Annotated in this window: 17 protein-coding genes; 5 read left to right on the top strand and 12 right to left on the bottom strand. The window is 49.3% G+C overall.

What is annotated here, in order from left to right; genetic code table 11:
* Nucleotides 1-74 precede the first annotated feature (74 nt).
* The 3 genes from ACYQ1O_RS09525 to ACYQ1O_RS09515 all read left to right on the top strand — a co-directional run bounded on the left by ACYQ1O_RS09525 (nt 75) and on the right by ACYQ1O_RS09515 (nt 2,427).
* Entirely contained in the window at nt 75-761 is a 687-nt protein-coding gene (locus ACYQ1O_RS09525; protein WP_459991429.1) for a hypothetical protein, read from the top strand.
* A gap of 293 nt (nt 762-1,054) precedes the next feature.
* Entirely contained in the window at nt 1,055-1,834 is a 780-nt protein-coding gene (locus tag ACYQ1O_RS09520; protein WP_459991428.1) for a class II glutamine amidotransferase, read from the top strand.
* A 158-nt stretch (nt 1,835-1,992) separates the two neighbouring features.
* The gene (locus ACYQ1O_RS09515) at nt 1,993-2,427 is read left to right on the top strand and encodes a hypothetical protein (protein ID WP_459991427.1); all 435 of its coding nucleotides are present in this window, start codon (nt 1,993-1,995) and stop codon (nt 2,425-2,427) included.
* Nucleotides 2,428-2,695: 268 nt separating this feature from the next.
* On the opposite strand, the gene ACYQ1O_RS09510 is transcribed toward ACYQ1O_RS09515, so the two are convergent.
* The 6 genes from ACYQ1O_RS09510 to cobO form a co-directional block, all read right to left on the bottom strand.
* The gene (locus ACYQ1O_RS09510) at nt 2,696-5,314 is read right to left on the bottom strand and encodes a hypothetical protein (RefSeq protein WP_459991426.1); all 2,619 of its coding nucleotides are present in this window, start codon (nt 5,312-5,314) and stop codon (nt 2,696-2,698) included.
* A gap of 594 nt (nt 5,315-5,908) precedes the next feature.
* Nucleotides 5,909-6,226 carry a hypothetical protein gene (locus ACYQ1O_RS09505; protein ID WP_459991425.1) on the bottom strand — a complete coding sequence of 106 codons (318 nt, stop codon included), beginning with the start codon at nt 6,224-6,226 and terminating at the stop codon, nt 5,909-5,911.
* A 212-nt stretch (nt 6,227-6,438) separates the two neighbouring features.
* Nucleotides 6,439-7,209, bottom strand: a complete 771-nt coding sequence (locus ACYQ1O_RS09500) for a LamG domain-containing protein (RefSeq protein ID WP_459991424.1) — start codon at nt 7,207-7,209, stop codon at nt 6,439-6,441.
* Nucleotides 7,210-7,417: 208 nt separating this feature from the next.
* The gene (locus ACYQ1O_RS09495) at nt 7,418-9,532 is read right to left on the bottom strand and encodes a RelA/SpoT family protein (protein ID WP_459991423.1); all 2,115 of its coding nucleotides are present in this window, start codon (nt 9,530-9,532) and stop codon (nt 7,418-7,420) included.
* A 164-nt stretch (nt 9,533-9,696) separates the two neighbouring features.
* Nucleotides 9,697-10,062: a hypothetical protein gene (locus tag ACYQ1O_RS09490; RefSeq protein ID WP_459991422.1), complete on the bottom strand. Its 366-nt coding sequence runs from the start codon at nt 10,060-10,062 to the stop codon at nt 9,697-9,699.
* A gap of 61 nt (nt 10,063-10,123) precedes the next feature.
* Complete coding sequence (cobO, locus tag ACYQ1O_RS09485; RefSeq protein WP_459991421.1) at nt 10,124-10,660, bottom strand: cob(I)yrinic acid a,c-diamide adenosyltransferase; 537 nt, start codon at nt 10,658-10,660, stop codon at nt 10,124-10,126.
* 165 nt (nt 10,661-10,825) lie between these two features.
* Here cobO and hemL point away from each other — a divergent pair, with 165 nt between their 5' ends.
* Nucleotides 10,826-12,106: a glutamate-1-semialdehyde 2,1-aminomutase gene (gene hemL / locus ACYQ1O_RS09480; protein WP_459991420.1), complete on the top strand. Its 1,281-nt coding sequence runs from the start codon at nt 10,826-10,828 to the stop codon at nt 12,104-12,106.
* Between the two features lie 70 nt (nt 12,107-12,176).
* On the opposite strand, the gene ACYQ1O_RS09475 is transcribed toward hemL, so the two are convergent.
* Complete coding sequence (locus ACYQ1O_RS09475) at nt 12,177-13,271, bottom strand: 5-(carboxyamino)imidazole ribonucleotide synthase (protein ID WP_459991419.1); 1,095 nt, start codon at nt 13,269-13,271, stop codon at nt 12,177-12,179.
* Nucleotides 13,271-13,783 (bottom strand): 5-(carboxyamino)imidazole ribonucleotide mutase, encoded by a 513-nt coding sequence (purE, locus tag ACYQ1O_RS09470; protein ID WP_459991418.1) that lies wholly within the window; start codon nt 13,781-13,783, stop codon nt 13,271-13,273. The genes ACYQ1O_RS09475 and purE overlap by 1 nt, the downstream gene beginning before the upstream one ends.
* A gap of 140 nt (nt 13,784-13,923) precedes the next feature.
* Between purE and ACYQ1O_RS09465 the strand changes: the two genes are divergently transcribed.
* Entirely contained in the window at nt 13,924-14,538 is a 615-nt protein-coding gene (locus ACYQ1O_RS09465; protein ID WP_459991417.1) for a TetR/AcrR family transcriptional regulator, read from the top strand.
* Nucleotides 14,539-14,968: 430 nt separating this feature from the next.
* On the opposite strand, the gene ACYQ1O_RS09460 is transcribed toward ACYQ1O_RS09465, so the two are convergent.
* The 4 genes from ACYQ1O_RS09460 to ACYQ1O_RS09445 form a co-directional block, all read right to left on the bottom strand.
* Nucleotides 14,969-15,775, bottom strand: coding sequence for a GIY-YIG nuclease family protein (locus ACYQ1O_RS09460; protein ID WP_459991416.1), 807 nt, complete (start codon nt 15,773-15,775; stop codon nt 14,969-14,971).
* A gap of 549 nt (nt 15,776-16,324) precedes the next feature.
* Complete coding sequence (locus ACYQ1O_RS09455) at nt 16,325-16,705, bottom strand: PilZ domain-containing protein (protein WP_459991415.1); 381 nt, start codon at nt 16,703-16,705, stop codon at nt 16,325-16,327.
* A gap of 150 nt (nt 16,706-16,855) precedes the next feature.
* Nucleotides 16,856-18,013, bottom strand: a complete 1,158-nt coding sequence (lplT, locus tag ACYQ1O_RS09450) for a lysophospholipid transporter LplT (RefSeq protein ID WP_459991414.1) — start codon at nt 18,011-18,013, stop codon at nt 16,856-16,858.
* Between the two features lie 67 nt (nt 18,014-18,080).
* Complete coding sequence (locus ACYQ1O_RS09445; RefSeq protein ID WP_459991413.1) at nt 18,081-20,219, bottom strand: AMP-binding protein; 2,139 nt, start codon at nt 20,217-20,219, stop codon at nt 18,081-18,083.
* Between the last annotated feature and the right edge of the window lie 323 nt (nt 20,220-20,542).

The following is a 20,542-nucleotide window of genomic DNA, read 5'->3' as shown; positions in this document are numbered from 1 at the left end:
GGTGGCTTTATTAGGCCACCCAAACGATCCAAACTTTCGTATAGAAACATTTTATTGATTAAGGAAAAACCATTATGAGCGCACAATTGGCAGTCGATTACCCATACCAAACCCATGACGATATTGACGATTTAGAAGATATTAACGAAGCATTGGCGGCTATCAAAGACCCTGAATGCCGATTGAAATCGCTAGAATTGTTAAGCACTTTCAAAAACAACCTGGCTTTGCTTAAACACAGCTACCTGTTGCTTGACGAGACAGAGTTTTATTTGGAAGGCGCGAAAGCCATTGCCAGTACCCAAAACCGTGTCAAAGCGGTTGACCCTTTCTTGGTCGATTGGAACCGTGGCGGCGCGTTGTCGAATTATTACCAAGCCAACGTGGATGCGGTTGCCAGAGGCGTGCAGATTACCCGTATTTTTGTGATTAGCCGCCGCGATTCATTAGACCAATCCGTGCAACAAGATTTGTACAAGCAAAGCAAGGACGGTATTGATGTGCTCATCACCTTCCGCGAAGATTTGCCCGCCGAACACAACGACATTGCCGCCCATAGCTTGGATTTTGCCATTTATAACGATGCCTTGGTGACCGACCGTGGTTTGGAAAATGGCAGCTATTTCGGCAAAAAAACCAAAAACGCGGTTGAAATCGACAAATATTTGCGCTTGTTCAACTTGATAGAACAATATTCCAAACCCTTGTCGCCAGAAAGCATTTTGGATAGATTGCAGCTGATCGATGGCTTGCCGATTTAAAAAACAGGTAGTGGTAAAAAATTAAGTGATTACATGGAAGAGGAGTCAAAAAACATGTTTTTTGATGGCATCTTTGAAAAACAAGATCACGTTGATTTTTACCATCACCAAAAAACATTTTGATACTGCTTACTGCTTACTGCTTGAACCTATAACACCGCGTTAAGCCGTTCGTATCCAAAGGACATCAATGGTGGGTTTGCCGAACCCTGAACGGCTTAACGTAGGCATCGGTTTTCTAACCATTGACCTATAATAGCGGCTCTTTTTGGAACAAAGGGTAAGAGGTTGTCATGTGTGAATTATTGGGCATGAGTGCAAATGTGCCTACCGATATTTGTTTTAGCTTCACAGGCCTCATGCAGCGCGGCGGCAAAACCGGCCCGCATCGCGACGGTTGGGGCATTACGTTTTATGAAGACAAAGGCTATCGGACGTTTAAAGACCCGGAGCCTTGTTATGATTCACCCATTGCCAAGCTGGTGCAGGAATACCCCATCAAAAGCCAAACGGTAATCGGTCATATCCGCCAAGCCAACCGTGGGCAGGTGGCCTTACAAAACACCCACCCGTTTAGCCGCGAACAGTGGGGACGGTTTTGGACATTCGCCCACAACGGTCAACTCAGTGATTACCAACACTTAACCGCCGTCGGCAAGCATGTGCCGGTTGGCGATACCGACAGCGAAACCGCTTTTTGCTGGTTGCTTAACCAACTGGACCAACAATTCCCCTCACCACCCGAAGACGCTTTGCAACTGTATGCCTGTATTGGCGCGTTGTGCGGGCAATTGCGCGAACTGGGCGTGGTCAACATCTTGCTTTCCGATGGCAACTACCTGTTTGCCTACTGCACCACCCAACTGCATTGGCTGACCCGCCGCGCACCATTCGGCGAAGCCCGCTTGCTGGACGAAGATGTCGCCATTGATTTCCACCAAGAAACCACGCCCAACGACGTCGTCACCGTGATTGCCACGTTGCCGCTGACCAGCAACGAAGATTGGCACAAAATTGAACCCGGCGAGTTTTTGCTGTTTTACCAAGGCGAGCGCGTGGGTTTGCGCCAATAGTAAAGGTAAGGGTAGGGTGCGCATTGCGTACCTTTTTAAGGGTTTGTGTAACGGAAATGTGTTAAAAGGTATGCAATGCATACCCTACGCCACTATCGTGCCTTTCAAGCCGAAGAAAAAATCTGCGTAACCATCCGTTATAAATTGGGAGTCACCTAATGTTGAAAAGACTGGTTTCATTATGCTGTTTATCCTTATTGTTCGCTTGTGCCGAACATAAGCCCAGCCCTCTACAGATGGCGGGTGATGCGGAAGCCAGCGGCTATTTTGCTGATGCGTCACACTGTTTTGACTCGACCATGCATAAAGAACAGATCAAGCTGAATGTGGGTGGCAACAATGTGCTGTCATCACCCAGCGCGGTGACACCCATCACCATCGATTTGCCTTCCACCTACGATGCCGATGCCTTCCAAGCGTGCATCAAAGATTTAGGTTATGTGCTGCCCAAGGTTGATGCACAAGCTTTTTTAATGGAAACCAAGCGTTGCCTAGACGAATCCAGCGGAAGCCCAACCCCTCAGAATGCTTACGCCGAGTGCATACGCCAAGGCCATATCGAGGTTGAGTTGATTGGTGATAAGAAAAAATGATAAGCCCAGGCTTTGTTAATTTTGCCAAGGCATGGGCGTGGCAAACCCCACCCCGCCCAATAAAAACACCCTGATTTGGATTCAGCCCTATAAAACGAATCCAAAAACATGTTTTTGGACGCCACGAACCGTTGTATGGCTTTGAAGACTTAGCAAGAAACGATTGATCTGTTTCTAATCAACTCTGACGGCAAAACTCCGGCGCGTAATGCAGCAGCAAACGCCGGAGTATAAGAACCGAAAAGCTTAAGCGCTTTCGTACATCAACTTAAATCACCACAAAATCGGCGTTGGTCAATGCCAAGCCCACGCCCATGATGGCAATCCTGACCGCTGCGCCTGCGCCGTTGCCGTCGGCATCGTAAAACAGGCCGCCGGTGTTGCTGTTGTATATCAGGTAATCATTGACATCTAATGCTTTGTTGCCAATTACCAAATTGTCGGCGGCTAATGTGCCGGTGCTGGTCAATTGGGTGAAAATGGCATTTTCCAGCTGAATACTGTCGTCAACGCCCCTAAAGTCGGTGATTTTGTCAACGTTGGTCGTGCCATTTAATGCACTGTTAAAGCGGAAAGTATCCTGACCAGATCCGCCAGTTAGCACATCATTGCCCAAGCCACCGTTAAGGTGGTCATTGCCAACCGCACCTTTGATGACATCATTGCCTCTACCGCCAACAAAAGCGTTATTTGCCGCATTGCCAATAAGCGTGTTGTCCAATGCGTTGCCAGTGGCATTAATGGCTGCTGTACCCGCTAGGTTCAGGTTTTCGACATTTGCGCCCAAAATATAAGAAATGCTGCTGAAAACGGTGTCAATTTCCGCCGCTAGCGTTGATGTTTCCGTAACCGCATCGCCGGTATTGTCTACCGTATAAGTGTCATTGCCCAAACCACCAATCAGCGTGTCCGCACCACCCTTGCCATTCAAGGCATTGTCCGCGGCATTGCCAACCAACGTGTTGTTTAGTGAGTTGCCCGTGGCATTGATGGCGGCGGTGCCGGTCAGGGTCAGATTTTCGACATTGGCACCCAGCTTGTAAGAAATGCTGCTGTTGACGGCATCAATTTCAGTGGCGAGTGTTGAGGTCTCCGTTACCACGTCACGGGCGTTGTCTACGGTGTAGCTGTCATTGCCCAAGCCGCCAATCAGCGTGTCTGCGCCGTCCTTGCCGTTTAAGGTGTTGTCTGCAGCATTGCCAACCAGCGTGTTGTTGAGGGCGTTGCCCGTGGCATTGATGGCGGCGGTGCCGGTCAGTGTCAGGTTTTCGATGTTCTCACCCAGCGTGTAAGCAATGCTGCTGTTGACGGTGTCGATTTCATTCGCCAGGGTGGGGGTTTCAATCACTGTGTCGCCCGTGTTATCGACGCTGTAAGTGTCGTTGCCAAAACCACCGGTCATCGTGTCTGCACCTGTGCCGCCGTCGAGGGTGTCGTTGCCATCTCCGCCTTTCAGCACATCGTTGCCGCTGGTGCCGGTGAGCGTTTGGTCGGGGGCGGCGTGGAAGATGTCGTTGGTGTAGATATTGGCACCGCTGACCACACCTGAGCTGAGCTGGCTGAGGACTGAGCTGCTGTCGCCACCCGAGCTGCCTTCCCCCCAAGTGACCACCGAGCCGTCACTGCGCAGGGCGGCAAAGGCAAATTCGGTAGAAAAGATTTGCACCACATCCACGCTGCCGTTGATCTGCGCCGCCACCGCGCTGCTGTTGCCGCCGTAAGCGCTATCCCCCCAAGTGACCACCGAGCCGTCACTGCGCAGCGCGGCAAAGGCTTTTACTGTAGAAAAGATTTGCAGCACATCCATGCTGCCGTCGAGCTGCACAGCCACCGCGCTGCTGTCGCCGCCAAAACGACTATCCCCCCAAGTGACCACCGAGCCGTCGCTGCGCAGGGCGGCAAAGGCAAATTCGGTAGAAAAGATTTGCACCACATCCACGCTGCCGTTGAGCTGCGCCGCCACCGCGCTGCTGTTGCCGCCCCAGTCGTTATCCCCCCAAGTGACCACCGAGCCGTCGCTGCGCAGGGCGGCAAAGGCAACGTCTGTGGAAAAGATTTGCACCACATCCACCTTACCGTTCAGCTGCGCGGCCACCGCGCTTCTGTTACCGCCATAGAGTCTGTTTCCCCAGGTGACCACCGAGCCGTCGCTGCGCAAGGCGGCAAAGGCATCGCTTGTGGAAAAGATTTGCACCACATCCACACTACCGTTCAGCTGCGCCGCCACCGCGTTGCTGTAGCCGCCAAAATCCCCCCAACTGACCACCGAGCCGTCGCTGCGCAGGGCGGCAAAGGCCCTGCTTGTGGAAAAGATTTGCAGCACATCCACTGTACCGTTCAGCTGTGCCGCCACCGCGCTGCTGTCGCCGCCAATATACCCCCAAGTGACCACCGAGCCGTCGTTGCGCAGGGCGGCAAAGGCATACGATGTGGAAAAGACTTGAACTACGTCTACCGTGCCGTCGAGCTGTGCGGCCACCGTGCTGCTGTTGCCTCCCCAAACGTTAAGCCCCCAAGTGACCACCGAGCCGTCGCTGCACAGGGCGGCAAAGGCTCCGGCTGAAGAAAAGACTTCCACCACATCCACCGTACCGTTGAGCTGCGCCGCCACCCTACTGCTGTCGCCGCCGTAACCGCTATTCCCCCAAGTGACCACCGAGCCGTCGCTGCGCAGGGCGGCAAAGGCATGGCGGGCGGAAAATATTTGCACCACATCCAGCGTACCGTTAAGCTGCGCCGCTACCGCGCCGCCGCCGCCGCTAGCGCGATCCCCCCAAGTGACCACCGAGCCGTCAGCTTTTATCATGGCGAAAGCGTCATAATTCCGATATTCCCCCAAAGTATGCCCAGGACATGATGTTGTGTTGTTGGTTACTGTCACTGTCATGTGTTTTCTCTCTGCCGGATTAAAAATAAATAAAAGCCGTATGCGATTGGATACCGTTTTACCCGATCGTTAAATAGGCTTGTGTTTCAGGATGGTAAGTTTAATTTTAGCCGATTGTTGTTACATTTAATATGTTAGGTCTAATCTGACAAATGGGCTGGCTCTGTAGGGTACGCATTGCGTACCTTTTAGCTCGGTAAGGCGGATTCGCGCAGCAATCCGCCATCAACGGAACCACCGGACAATCTGTCATCGGCCTATTTTCAAACTGTTTATTTTGGGTTGTGGCATGGCGGTTTGCTGCGCGAAACTACCCTACGAGCTTATGAAAGTTTGTTGGCGGACGCCGGATAAAAACCATCAATGGTTTTCATCAGGTAGGTAGGGGTAACGCCAGGCCCCCTAACGATTGATGCCCACGGATATGTTAGGGTTCGAGCCTCACTAATCTAAAAAATAAATGACAATGACAGCTGGTTGTTAGCGTGTCAGACCATGCTTGACGGGGGCTGTGCCAATCCCACTGCTTGGTAAGGCAGTGGTTTGGCGGATATGCCGGTAAAGCAGGTTTTTGATACGGTTTGCTTGGCGCGGTCAACCTTCTTTCAGTGTCCGCAGTCCGGCGGGCATTTCCATTTTGCTTCTGTCCCAGCCTTCCATGTCTAAAATTTCGTCCAGACATTGCTCCATCAGTTGGTGGGCTTGTTTGGTGATTTCGGCAATCCGTTGGTGTACTTGGATATGCACAGGGTTTTCAGTAGGCGTTTCCAAGCAGGTTTGTTGGTAGTCATACAGTTTGCGTAGGTTGGTGATTTGCAAGCTGATATGGACGGGGCAGGCGCAATCGTAAAGTGCCGCTTGGTTATTGATAATGGCGAGTTGCAGTGCAGTAAATTTGTTGTCAATGCCCATCGTGTACTCCTCAAAATAATTATTGTTATAAGTGGTTATATTCGCGTGGCAAATAATAACCCCATTATGATGGATTAGCGAATGTGGTTGTTTTAATGGGTTAAAGTCGGGCATTTTCAACATTTTTCAGGCCTTATCGAAAATGGCAGGCGAAAAAAGGGCGGTTTTGCCGCCCTTTTTTGTTTGCCAAATGAGGGTTTGACAATTGCGCTTTAGTAGCCCGCGAAACGGCTGGCGACTTCTGCTGCCGATAAGGGTTTGTTCCAAATCCTGACTTCGTCAATGCTGCCGACAAAACCACCGTTGTAGTCGTTACAGATGTTGCTGTCGCCGTCGTAATCGCCTATGTACAGGTTTTTGTTGGTAAAGCTGGCATAGCCAATCGGTGAGGTATTAGGGGTGCCTGTGCTGATTTGCACGCCATCGACAAATAGCCTGACTTTCACTTTGTCGTAGCTGCCTACCAAGTGGTGCCATTTGCCGTCCCACAAGCTGGGTGCGCCTTCAGGCGATTCGACATAAGTGCTGCCGTCGCTGACGTAAAAATAAGGTACGCCGCCTTTGCCTGATAAGTCGTCATGCAAGTACAGCGCGTAAGCGGCAAATTGGCAGGCATTGCCACTTTTGGCGACGACATAAGGCAGAATGGTTGAATCGGTCACATCCGCTTTTACCCATGCTTCAACTGAAATGCCTGGGGGTTCCAAATGGTTGGCGGTGGTCACTTTGACATATTGGCTGCCGTTGAATTGCAAGGCGGCGTTATCGAAGCGGCGCGAAACCCAAAGCGGGTCACTGACATCAATGCCGGCAGTAGCGCCAAGTTGTCCATGTTTGTTGTAGCCAGAAGAGTCAAAAGGCTTTAAGCCTTGGCCTTCGTCAAAATGCCAATTGGCGACCATGCGGTTAATTGGACCTGCCAGTGTGGCGTTGCTGGCGATGGCGGCAAATGCCAGTACAGAAAGGGTTGCTAATTTTTTCATGAAAATATTCTCGTAGTGAAAGTATTGGATTACTGTGAACAATCAGCATGGCAACGCGCTTAGAGATTAGGCGCTTTTGCACATACTTTTTGTTATAGCAGCTTGAATATTCAGTCTGCTAAGTGGTAAGGCACCAATAAGATACCATAAAAATAGATTTTTTCTAACCGGTTGGGCAGATGCCTAAATTCAGGCTTTGCTTTAAGGTTTAAACATTGCGCTTGGCATCCAGTACATTGGGCAAGCAGCTTAATTTGCTTAATACCTGCTGCAATTGGTCGGTATTTTCAACAATGATGGTCAGGTTAAGCGTTGCGGAAAAATCCGCATGGGTGTCGAGCGCAGCATTGGCGATATGGATTTTCGCTTGTGACAAAGTATGGCTGACTTGGCTGAGGATATTTTGGGCATTAAAGGCATGGACGACGATTGGCACGGCATAGTTGGTTTTTTGCAAGCCCCAACTGACATTGACCAAGCGGTGCTGTTTATGTGGGCTGAGCAGGCGGATGTTGTCGCAGTTTTTGTGGTGTACGGTCACGCCTTTGCGCGGTGAGATATAGCCAATAATCTCATCGCCTTGCACCGGCGTGCAGCAACTGGCTAGGCTGGTCAGGATGTTGTCAAGGCCATCCACCGATATGCCGGATTTATTGGGTATTTTTTTGGGTGAAGCCGTGTTGGTACGCGGTTCGGCATCCAATTCGTGCAGCTTAAAAAATCCGGCGAGTTGGCGGGCGTTAATATCGCTGCGTCCAATGGCTTCCAGCAGCTTATCAATAGTTGCTTGTTTAAAGTATTGCGCCAGCTCGGTCAAGTTGGGGGTTTTTATCCCTAAACGTTGGATTTCTTTATCCAAAATGCTTTTGCCGGCGGCAATGTTTTGGCTTTGTTGCTGATTTTTGAACCAGCTTTTTACTTTGCCGATGGCGTTTGAGGTTTTTAAATAACCCAGGTTGCTATCCAACCAATTATGGTTGGGGCCGCCTTCTTTGCTGGTCAAAATTTCCACTTGTTCGCCCGATTGCAAGCTGTAAGTGAGCGGCACGATACGTCCGTTGACTTTCGCGCCCCGGCAGCGATGCCCCACTTCGCTATGGATCGCATAGGCGAAATCCAGCGGTGTTGCGCCTTTTACCAAATCCATCAGTTTGCCCGCCGGTGTCAGCACATAGACGCGGTCATTGAACAATTCATTGCGGAAATCTTCGCTGTGGATGCCTTCGTTGCCACGTTCTTGCAAATACTGGCGCAAGGCGTTGATGTTTTTTTCAATGGCGGCATCGTGTTTGCCGCCTTCTTTATAGGACCAATGCGCCGCCACCCCGCGTTCGGCAAACTCGTGCATATCGTGGGTGCGGATTTGCACTTCAATGCGGTTGCCATTGCTGTCGATGATGACCGTGTGCAAGGACTGGTAGCCGTTTTCTTTCGGGTTGGCGATGTAGTCGTCAAATTCGCGGGGGATGCTTTGCCAAAGGCTGTGGACAATGCCGAGCGCGGCATAGCAATTGGTCAGGTTGTCGACCATCACCCGCACCGCCAGCAAGTCATACAGGCCGTCGATGTCCACCCGCTTGCGCTGCATTTTTTTCCAAATGCTGTAGATGTGTTTGGGTCGTCCGTACACTTTGCCGCTGATGCCGTGTTCAGTTAGGTTGCTTTGCAGCAATTGGGTAAAGTTTTCGATGCAGGCTTCGCGTTCGACGCGTTTGTCGTTTAGCGAATGGGCAATGTGCCGGTACATGGGCGGATTGATATAGCGGAATGCCATATCTTCCAACTCCCATTTCAGTTGGTGGATGCCCATGCGGTTGGCGATGGGCGCGTAGATGTCCAAAGTTTCTTGGGCGATAAAATGACGCACGTCGTGGGCTTCTTTGGTCAGCACGTGCAGGCGTTTTACGCGGTAGGCCAGTTTTATCAATACCGCGCGGACATCGTGGGTCATCGATAACAGCATACGCCGCAAGGTTTCGGTTTGGCTGGGTTGATCGGTCATCTTCAGCGAATAAACGGCAATTTTATTCAGCCAGTTGACATCTTTGACCAAGGTGGCAACGGTGTTGCCAAACTGGGCTTTAATATCCGGTACGGGTTGCAGTTGTTGCAGGCGCGGGTCGCTTAAAATCGCCGCCAATAAGGTTTTCAGATCGACATTCAGACCCATTAAAATGGCGGCAACTTCAAACCCCTTGGGGCGGTGGTAGTCTGGATCGTCAGGGATTTGCGCGATAATTTCCAAGGCTTGCGCCAGTAAGGCTTGGTCTTGCTGGGCAAATTCGCTGAACAGTTGCGGGTCGAAGGTAGCGGTTTTGGGCATTGCTTGTCGGTGCTGAATGGGGGGTGCGGGCTTTGATTGGCAAACAATGAGTGTTGTTCAAATAGGCTGCTTATTAAATCTGGGCGCGTAGCCAAAATTCAAGTCGGGTTGGCAATCTACAAATTGAATGGCGTACTTGCAGATTGCCAAATGCTAATCCAATCTTATTTTTTGATGATGACTTTGTCGTCAATCACCAATTCGGAAATGCCACCCAAGGTGGCTTTTAATGTGCAAGAGGCATTTTTAAAACCGCCGGTTTTGCTGTTTTCGCCCACCCATTTCAACGTGATGTAAGTTTCTTTATCGCTTAAGGTTTCAGAGGGGAAATACACTTGTTCGCCGGTTTCCTTTTTGACGGCGATCGGGCATTTCTCGCTTGCCATGGTTTGCATGGCAACGTAGTTGCGGATGGTGGAAGCCGCTTCTTGCTGTGCAGGGGTGGGGTCTTGTTTGCTTAGGCCAACCAAAACAAACCCAGCGATAATGACCGCTGCGACAGCTAAGATAATTTTTTGAATTTCTGGCATGGTGTGCTCCTCTCGTGATTGAATGCCACTGATGTGGCTCTTTTTGTGCTTCGTGCGGGCATTAAAACTCGATGCCTTGCTCGGCTTTAATGCCTTGTTCAAAGGCATGTTTGATTTTTGTCATTTCAGTAACGGTGTTCGCCAATTCCACCACTTCAGGGGCGGCGTTGCGTCCGGTCATTATTAAATGGAGCCAAGCGGGTTTCTCGGTGCGGATAAATTCGGCAATTTCCACGCCGCTGATCCAGTTATAACCGCAGCAGTAGTTGATTTCGTCCAACAAGACGACATCAAATTCGCCGGAGCGGATTTTGTCTTTGCTAAATTCCCAAATCTCGCGGCTGGTTTTAATGTCTTGCTCAGGGTTTTTGGTGTCCCAAGTAAAGCCGTCGCCCAAGGCGTGCCATTCGATATTGTCAAATTTTGCCGCTGCTTTTTGCTCGCCAGTTTGCCATTGGCCTTTAATGAATTGGATCACGCAGACTTTCATATCCCAGCCTGCGGCTCGGAATACCATGCCCAAGGCACTGGAGGATTTGCCTTTGCCTTCGCCGGTGTTGATCAGCACCAAACCGTGCCGTCGTTCTCTGGATTTCATACTATTTCCTGATTAATGGTAGCCAAGTTATTGTTTGGCTGTATTGATTTGTATCAAACACAGCCTATTCGGCAAGCCGCGTATTTTAACGTATCAGGCTCTTTCCTTCATGACAAACTTAACCTATCCTAACCGCCACTTCATTTTAACCCTAAACAAGATACCATGACCGCAGCAACTACCTTATTTTCCCAAGCCAAACATGTCATTCCTGGCGGTGTCAATTCGCCTGTCCGCTCATTTAGCGGTGTCGGCGGCACACCGGTGTTTATTGACCATGCCGCCGGTGCAACCATTACCGATAGCTTTGGCAAACAGTATATTGACTACGTAGGGTCGTGGGGGCCGATGATTTTGGGCCACGCCCATCCTGAGGTGATTGCCGCCGTGCAAGCCGCTGCCGCCAAGGGTTTGAGCTTTGGCGCACCGACCGAAATAGAAACGCAAATGGCGGAACGCGTTTGCCAACTGATGCCGTCGATTGATTTGGTGCGTATGGTCAGTTCCGGCACCGAAGCCACCATGAGCGCGATACGCTTGGCGCGCGGCTACACCGGTCGCGACAAAATCGTGAAGTTCGAAGGTTGCTACCACGGGCATTCTGACTCATTGTTGGTGAAAGCCGGTTCCGGGGCGCTGACCTTCGGCGTGCCGAGTTCACCGGGTGTACCGGCGGCATTGGCAGAAAACACCATTACCTTGACGTACAACGATAGCGAGGCGGTAAAAAACTTGTTTGCCGACATCGGCGGGCAAATCGCCTGTATTATCGTCGAACCCGTGGCTGGCAATATGAATTGCATTCCGCCCGAAGCTGGTTTTTTGGAAACCTTACGCCATGTTTGTGACGAATACCAAAGCGTGTTGATTTTTGATGAAGTGATGACTGGTTTTCGGGTGGCTCTTGGCGGTGCGCAGGCCTATTACGGCATCAAACCCGATTTGACCACCTTAGGCAAAATCATTGGTGGCGGGATGCCCGTGGGTGCGTTCGGTGGCAGCCAAAAAATTATGGAATATTTGGCACCGTTAGGGCCGGTCTATCAGGCGGGTACGCTGTCGGGCAATCCGGTGGCGATGGCGGCGGGTTTGAAAACTTTGGAGCTGATCGACCAAGTGGGTTTTTATGAAACGCTGGCTGCAAAAACCGAGCAGCTGACCAGCGGCTTAAAAGCCCGCGCCCAAGAAGCTGGCATTGCGCTGACCACCAATCAAGTCGGCGGTATGTTCGGGTTGTTTTTTAGCGATGAAGCGCGTATCAGCCGCTTTAGCCAAGTGATGGCTTGCGATCAGGCCTTGTTCAAACGTTTCTTCCACGCCATGTTGGAACAAGGTGTTTACCTTGCGCCCTCGGCATTTGAAGCAGGCTTTGTGTCAATGGCGCACAGCGATGAAGATTTGGCGAAAACCTTGGCGGCAGCGGAAGTGGTGTTTAAGGCTTTGTAAGAGATAAAAGCGGGAAGCGCGGATTTGCGTGGAGTCCAAAAAGCTTTTGGACTCCACACTCCAATGTTTTTTAGGAATCATCCACCTGGTCGGCGAGGCTTATCAATTGCGCCAAGCTGCTTTCCATTTGCTCAGGCGAATCGGTACGTATGGTGGCGTGGGCGACTTTACGGCCTTTGCGCGGTTCTTTGGCGTACAAATGCAAATGCGCATTGGCGATGCTTAAGATGTCTTCCGATTTGGGCAGGCCGCCAATAAAGTTGACCATTGCCGCACAGCCAACCGGATCGGTTGCGCCCAGCGGCAGGTTTAAAATAGCGCGCAGGTGGTTTTCAAATTGGCTGGTTTCAGCGCCTTCAATCGTCCAATGCCCGGAGTTATGCACACGCGGGGCAAGTTCGTTGGCGATCAGCTTGCCGTCCACTTCAAACAATTCCAATGCCAGTACACCCACGTAGTCCAATTCGGTTATCAGACGGCGTGCGTAGTCTTCGGCTTGCGCTTGCATGGGGTCGCTGGACAAACATCTCGATACGCGCAGAATGCCGCCACGGTGTTGGTTTTCTGATAGCGGATAAAAAACCAGTTCGCCGGATTCGCTACGTACACCAATGATGGACACTTCACGGCTAAACGGCACAAAACCTTCTACGATTGCCGGTACGCCGTCCAATAATTTCCAAGCCGCCGCCAAATCGGCAACCGATTTCAACAGCGATTGGCCTTTGCCATCGTAACCTTGGGTGCGGCTTTTTAAGATGGCAGGATAGCCGATGCTTTGCATGGCGGTTTGCAGGCCTTGAAAGCTGTCAACGGGTGCATAGGTAGGGGTAGGGATGCCAATTTCGTTAAAAAAGTTTTTTTCGATCAGGCGGTCTTGGGCAACCGCCAAGGCTTTTGGCGAAGGGTGTACTTGGGTGCGTGCCGCCAAGTATTCAGCAACATCGGCAGGTACGTTTTCAAACTCATAGGTCACGACATCGGCCTGCTCTGCCAAACTGGCCAACAGGCGCGGGTGGTCGTAGTCACCTAACAATTGGTCGCCCAACTTTCCGGCGCAAGCATCTTCTGACGGGTCAAGAAAGATAAAATCCAATCCCAGCGGATAACCCGCCAAAGCAATCATACGCGCTAACTGTCCTGCGCCTAGTACACCAATCTTCATTATTGTTTTCCCTCATTTTCTAATGGAATGCGTGGATCCGCTTGGGCCAGCACTTTATCGGTTTGTTCTTGTCGGTAGTTTGCCAACACTTCTTTAAACTGCCCGTGTTTGTTGGCGATAATGGCCGCTGCCAGCAAAGCGGCATTTTTTGCCCCTGCTTTGCCAATGGCAAGTGTCCCGACCGGAATGCCGGCGGGCATTTGCACAATTGACAACAAGGAATCCATTCCATTTAAGGCTTGGGATTGAACCGGTACGCCCAACACCGGCAGGGCGGTTTTGGCGGCGGTCATGCCGGGTAAATGCGCTGCGCCACCGGCACCGGCAATGATGACTTCCAATTGCCGGTCCGCTGCCGTTTCGGCGTATTGGAACAATTTGTCGGGGGTGCGGTGCGCCGAAACCACTTCCACTTCATGGGGGATGCCCAATTGCTGCAAAATTTCTGCAGCATGTTGCATGGTTTCCCAGTCGGAAGTTGACCCCATGATGATGCCAACTAATGCTGTCATCTGTTACTCCTTCTAAATGCTTAATCATCCGGAGCGATTGATTCCGGGCGGTATTAAAAACCCAATAGTATGGCATAAATTTGCTATTCTTTTGAGAAAGCCAGCCTACAGATCCATTATATTTGAGGAATACAGCCAATATGGCAAGACGAAGCGAACACAGTCTGGAAGAAATTAAAGCAATGGTGTTGTCCGCCGCCGAAAATATTGTTGCCGAACAAGGCGGGAGCGCACTGACCATGCGTAGGATTGCCAGTGAAGTGGGCTATACCGTGGGCAGCATTTATATGGTGTTTGCCAATATGGCGGATTTGATTACCCACATCAATGCCCGTACGCTGGAGCAAATTGCCTTGCAACTGGATGCCGCACAAAGCGCAGAACCGCAACAACCTGCTGACATTTGTGTCGAGCAGCTCGCCAAGACTTATTTGTCGTATGCCGGCAACCATTACCACCGCTGGAGCCTGATTTTTGATTATAAATTGCCGGAAGATTTTGTCTTGCCCGACAGTTACATCCAGCAAATCGAAGCCATTTTTGTCCGGGTGGAAAACCAATTTGCGCGGCTGTCACCCGATTGCGCCGATGCCGATAAGCGGCGTGCGGCACGGGCTTTGTGGGGCGGTATTCACGGCATTTGTCTGTTATCGCTAACCGGAAAAATGGACGTAGTAGGTTTGGATGATGTGGAAGCCAGCGTGGTCTTGTTGGTGCGGAGTTTTATGCGGGGTTGGATTGCCTCGCCGACCTAACCGTTGTCGATACGCAGGCGCTTGGATCACTGCCATTAAGTTAAGAAAAACGACAGGAACAAAAGTCATAGGATGTGCTGTACCCAAAGGGTATAAAAGGAACGAAGCGCACCTGTCGAGTTTTTGCGCGATTGATGCGCTTCGTACCTCAGCACATCCTATGGTTAGCGCATATTATCGCGTTGAGATGTAATTGCCGATGATTTTTCATGAGTTGTGGATCGAATCAACATTAAACATCAGGCTAATGTTACTGTAATGTGCGTGATGCTCACTGAGCTTTAGAGAGGCCGCCGAACCTTGATAAAAAACTGAATTTCAAAACCGCCAACGGGCGGATAATATATTTGATAGTATAGTTAGAATAATCGACCAATGAGATAAAACCGAAATGTTAACCATCATGATTACATCAATCCTACAAGGATTATTAATTACTGTTGTAACCATATTTTCTTGTTAAGAGGACATCCTTCCACCAAGATTCCCGATTCAAAATGACGCTATCATCGACTGTTGATTTGTATATTTCCAGAATCGAATATGTGAAGTTTTCTTTAATATAGTTAGGGGCTAATTCCTTCAATTCTTTATTGCCGCCATGACTACTGATTATGTAGCTTGACCACCTACCGTGAATCATGTTCTCCCCATATGCAGAACCTACATACATTTTCCCGTTACTTTTGTCGGTAATGAGATATACGCCCTTTTGATTCTCTAAAGCTGCTTTCCATGCACTATTATTAATAACTTTTTCAAGCCTTAGCCATGGAATATTAATGTTTTCATAGCCAGGAAAAACGTCATCATTGAATGTGTCTTCCAAAATTTGAGCGACCTTGCATTCTTCAATAACGCTACATGCTTTCCTCACAAGATTTTGTGATTTATTTTTGTATTGAATAATTACACGCCCAAAGTATTTAGCGTATGCGTCTTCAGTTTTATATTCGTATCCCACTGCGTTAAATTTATTTAGGTCTTTAGTAATCTTACTAATGTCGAATAACAACCATTTATCTTCTGATATTTTTACAAAACCTACTGCAATCTCCCCTTCGTGAAAGGATTTCTTTTTTTCATAATTCCAGAACTGCCAATTCAAAAGCTGTTGTCTATTATGTTTAAACAGTTCCAGAGGATCATCAATACTATTAGATTTAACGAATCGAATCTTTACTCCCTCAAGGCTCTGAAAATTAAGAAGGTCGTTAATAAGTATAGGGGTATTCATACTTGGAGTAATTCGGTTTATTTGTTTGACACTCTAACGTAAAGTAGACACCTAAAAAGGTGCCTTTTTTCCAGTTAATATACATCTTTTTAGGTGCATATCATTTTTCGATTTATTTGTTTTTTATTATTTTTTTGTATTCCGGCTTTGTTATGCACCCTTTTATGAGGTGTAGTTACACACCTTTTTAGACCCACATATTTTGCCTAAGGAGATAACTCGCTAACCGTTTCTACAACACCAGCCAACAATAACCATGTCTAAATTTAATCGAACAATTAGCGGTAAAAATAGCACAAGCCCAATTAAATACCAGTGAACTAATTCATAAAAAAATATGTGAAATAGTTCATTTTCAAATGTGCTTGAAATATGCATATCTTAAATTTTGTTTGCACTTTCGGTTTTGTTTTAAATGGGCATAGCTATCCATTTAAAACAAAATAATTCCTCAACTTAATGGCAGTCAGGCACTTGGATGGCAAAAAAATAGGGCTTGCTTACTTCCGTGTAGGCGAAGTTTTGACGGGGCGGCTGATGTTTGCGGACTTAGCTCAACCCAAAATAATCTTTTAAGCGGGTGATGGCATCCAGTGTGGCGTGGTCGGTTTCGCTAAAAAGCACACCGGCACCAATAGGAAAAATGGTTTCCTCTGCTTCTGCCAGATAGACGATTTCGCAAATCAGCACTAAGGGTTCATCGTTTAAGGTGATGACGAGCGTGCCGGTGTGGTTGGTGCAATGGGCGTTCAGATGAGGGCTGGGTTCCAATAAAAATGCACCGCTTAAACTGATATTACCTAGCTGACCGGTGAAGATATGGTCGTTGATGCTTAAGCTGTAATGCAAATCGGTTGGAACGCGGATATGTCTACGGCGTTCTTCGCATTTTTTGCTGATATTTTCTGGGAAACTCGAAATATTGTTCATGAGGATTGTTTGTCCGGTAAGTAAAGGATGCTGTGTTTTTATTGTTATTTGGATTGCAGGTGCCGAGTATAGTTTAAAATTTGCACCATTTCGGTGATAGCAAGACAAGAATGCTCAACATGCTTCGGACATCACGTTCTTTGACTCAATTTAGTTAGTGTTGGCAGGCAGTTTTAACGATACTAAAAATGTTGCTACCAAGACGATCCCCCCTAAACCTAGCATGGCATGTACAGGATCAACCCCTTGCGAGGCGGCAAAGGTATAACTGCCAACCGCCAACAACATCGCCAAATTCTGAAAAAAGCCTTGTAAAGCCACCGCGCTGCCGCTGCCAATACTGTGTTGACCTTCTTCCTGTAATGCCGAGTTAATCGGTACGATGAACAAACCGCCCATCATGCCGATCATCAGCAAAACCAAGCGCGCAGGCCAAAGGCTGTTGGTAAAGCTCAGGCCTACAATCAGCAATCCCATCAGATAGGCAGGGATGCGCGCACGGCGTAGGTGTTCGAGTGGGATTAACCCCGGTACTAAGGCTGATCCGATGATGATACCGATGGCTAAAAACAGCGTCAGTTCAGCAATTTCACTGGTGCTTTTTAGCATCAGCACCAACGGTGCCCAAGCCACTAAAATGACGCGTAATGTGGCTGCCGATGCCCAAAACAACGAGCCACCCAAAATGGCGAAAAACGAGCGTGGTGTGGTGAAAAATTGCCCCATTTGCTTGGCGAAGGCGATGATTTTTGACCCCGGTTCGGGCTTGCTGGCGATTTGCACCGGCAGGGCCAGGGTGGTCAAGGCGGAAATGCCAAATAACACTAAGATGCCGATGAGCGCCATTTGGGTCGAGTAATCGGCGACTTTTGCGCCCACCAACATGCCCAGCAAAATCGCCAGAATGGTCGAACCTTCCACCCAACTATTGGCTTTCATCAAATATTCGTGGCCTGCCAGTTCCGGCAAAATGCCATATTTGGCTGGGCTGTATAAGGCGGCACCAAAACCCACAATACAGTAAGCAATCAGCGGTTCGACATTCAGCAACAACAACCCCGCACCCAAGGCTTTGATAAGGTTGGCAACCAGCAAAACCCGTGCTTTCGGGTGATGGTCAGCAAAGCCACCCACCCACGGTGCCATGACCACAAATGAGACCAAGAAAACGCTTTGCAAAGCCGGTACGTACCAGCTGGCTTGTTGTGCGCCGTGCATGACAATCGCGATAACGGTAAACAAAATGGCGTTATCGCCAAAAGCCGAGAGGAACTGGGCAATTAAAAGCGGGTAGATTTGTTTGTTCATAGCGGTTGCCTTTATAAAGTGGGGGTTGGCGTAAAAGCTTTTACGCCGCTTTGTCCTGTTCTGGATTTTAGTTTGCCGAGCTGACCAGCTCGGTTACCGCCGGATAATTGATTTTTCCGGTTGCCATGACCGGAATTGCATCAACAATCAGGATTTTTTTCGGCAAAGCCACTTGTGCCACGCCTGTGCAAACCTCAGATAATTCACTCAGCCGCGCTTGTTTTTTTGTGGTGACTAAAACCACTTGCTCGCCTTTTTTAGGGTCAGGCAGGCTGACGGCAGCATGATGCGCATCAGGCCATGCTTTGATGGCATAAGATTCCACGGCAGTTAGGGAAACCATTTCGCCGCCGACTTTGGCAAAGCGTTTGCTGCGGCCTTTGATGCTGACAAAGCCATCGTCATCCACGTTGACAATGTCACCGGTGTCGTACCAACCTTTGCCGAATAGCGATTCGGTGGCAACCAATTCGCCCGGCCTGTCGGCGTACAAATAACCTTGCATGATGTTGGGGCCGGCAACGTGCAGTTTGCCGCCTGCTTCAATGCCTGGCACGGGTTCCAATTGGTAACGCATGCCCGGCAACAAGCGGCCTACCGTGCCGCCTTTAAAATCCATCGGCGTGTTGACGGCAGCAACCGGTGCGGTTTCGGTGGCGCCATAACCTTCTAAAATGCGGATGCCAAATTTGTCCGCCCATAAGGCGCGGGTGCTTTCTTGCAATTTTTCTGCACCTGCCACCACGTAGCGTAAGGTGTAAAAATCATAAGCGTGGGCCTTTTTGGCGTAAGCCGCCAAAAAGGTATTGGTGCCAAACATGATGGTCGCGTTAATTTCGTAAGCAATTTCAGGAATCACCGCGTAATGCAAAGGCGAGGGGTAGAAAAAGGTGGTCATGCCATTCAATACGGGTAACAACGTGCCGACTGTAAAGCCAAAGGAATGGAACATGGGCAAGAAATTCAGCACCACGTCTTGCGGATTGAAGCTGATACGGGAAGCCACTTGTTTATGGTTGGCAAGAATATTGGCATGCGACAGCACCACGCCTTTGGGCGTGCCTTCCGAGCCGGAGGTGAACAGCACCACGGCAGGGCTGTCGGGCGTTTGCACGGGGCGGTACCACAGGTTGGCAGTAAGGCTTTGCAGCGCTGCCGTCAGTTTGTCGGTAGTGGAAAGGGTTGCCGCCACATCTTCCAGATAGACCAGGTTGACTTGTTGGCTAAGTTGCTGGGCTTCTGCTGAAAAATTACCAAGCTCGATAAACTTGCGGGAAGTCAGTACGGTTTTTACTTGCGCGGTATGGCAGGCAGCCAACATGCCGGTGCTGCCAGTGGAATAGTTGAGCATAGCCGGTACGCGTCCGTGCAATTGCAGCCCCAAAACGACATATAAGGTTTTGGTTGAGTTGGGCAAAAACACGCCGACATTTTCGCCAGTCGCGGTTATTTTTCTGACCGCATTGCCTAGGGCAATCGTTCGGGTAATTAAGGTGTTGTAAGCCACGGGTACGCGTTCCAAGTCTTCCGCCACCGTGTGTTTGCCGCCGTGGGTGTGGCGCGCCTCCAGCAAGGCCGAGAAAACCGTTTGCTGATAATGGCTGGTTGCAAACATCATTTCGGTCATGATGTCCGCCAAAATATGCCCGCTGTATTTTCGGCGGTTTTTGCCGCTGAGTTCTTTGTGTTTTTCAATATGGGTGTGCGGCAAAATATGCAGGGTGATTTTGGGAAACAGGCGTAGCCTGAAAATCCCTTGCATCTTGGAGAAATGCGTATATTCCGAACCGTGGACACGAATCGGCAAAATCGCTGCGTCGGATTTGTCGGCAACCATGCCGGTGCCATCGTAAATTTTCATCAACGAACCGGTGGCGGTAATTCGGCCTTCTGGGAAAATCACCGTAATGTTGTCATGTTGTAGGTGGTTGACCAGATTTTTTAACGACAAAGGATGCGTGGGATCCATTGGGAACACGGTGGCAAAGCGTAAAAACGGTTTTAACCACCAGCGTTGCGAAATATGGGTGTTGATCGCAAAGGTGATGTCGTCGGGTAAAAACGCCCACAACAACAACGGGTCGAGAAACGAAATATGGTTGGCGATAATCAGCACACGCTGACCGGCTTTGTGGTAATTGTCCATGCCGGTCACGCTGACCCTAAACACCAAGACCAGAATCCAACGTACGAATTTTTTTAGCATTTTATTTCCCCGATTATAAAAGTTGCCGTTATTATCTAAGTTTTCTGGGTTTAACTATAGTCAATAATTAAACTGCGTTCAATTAAAATTTTCAGACCCATTTGTTCGGGCTGCGCGCACCGCTGTTGGCAATGGCGATTATCGGCAAATAGGTGCGTTAATCGCCGATGCCGCAGCAAATTAAGCCTTTCGCCAAGTAAAGGTTGTTATAATATTTGCAATATGCAAGTCTCAAAAGGAACTTGTTGGTTTTTATAGCAATTATGAAGTGTACAAAAGGCGTTAGGTTTTTTCTGGCATCAGGAAAACGCTAACATCGGCTG

It is taken from the genome of Methylosoma difficile, from assembly GCF_054657615.1.
The sequence above is the reverse complement of the archived record's forward strand: the minus strand, read 5'-3'. Positions and strand labels throughout refer to the sequence as shown.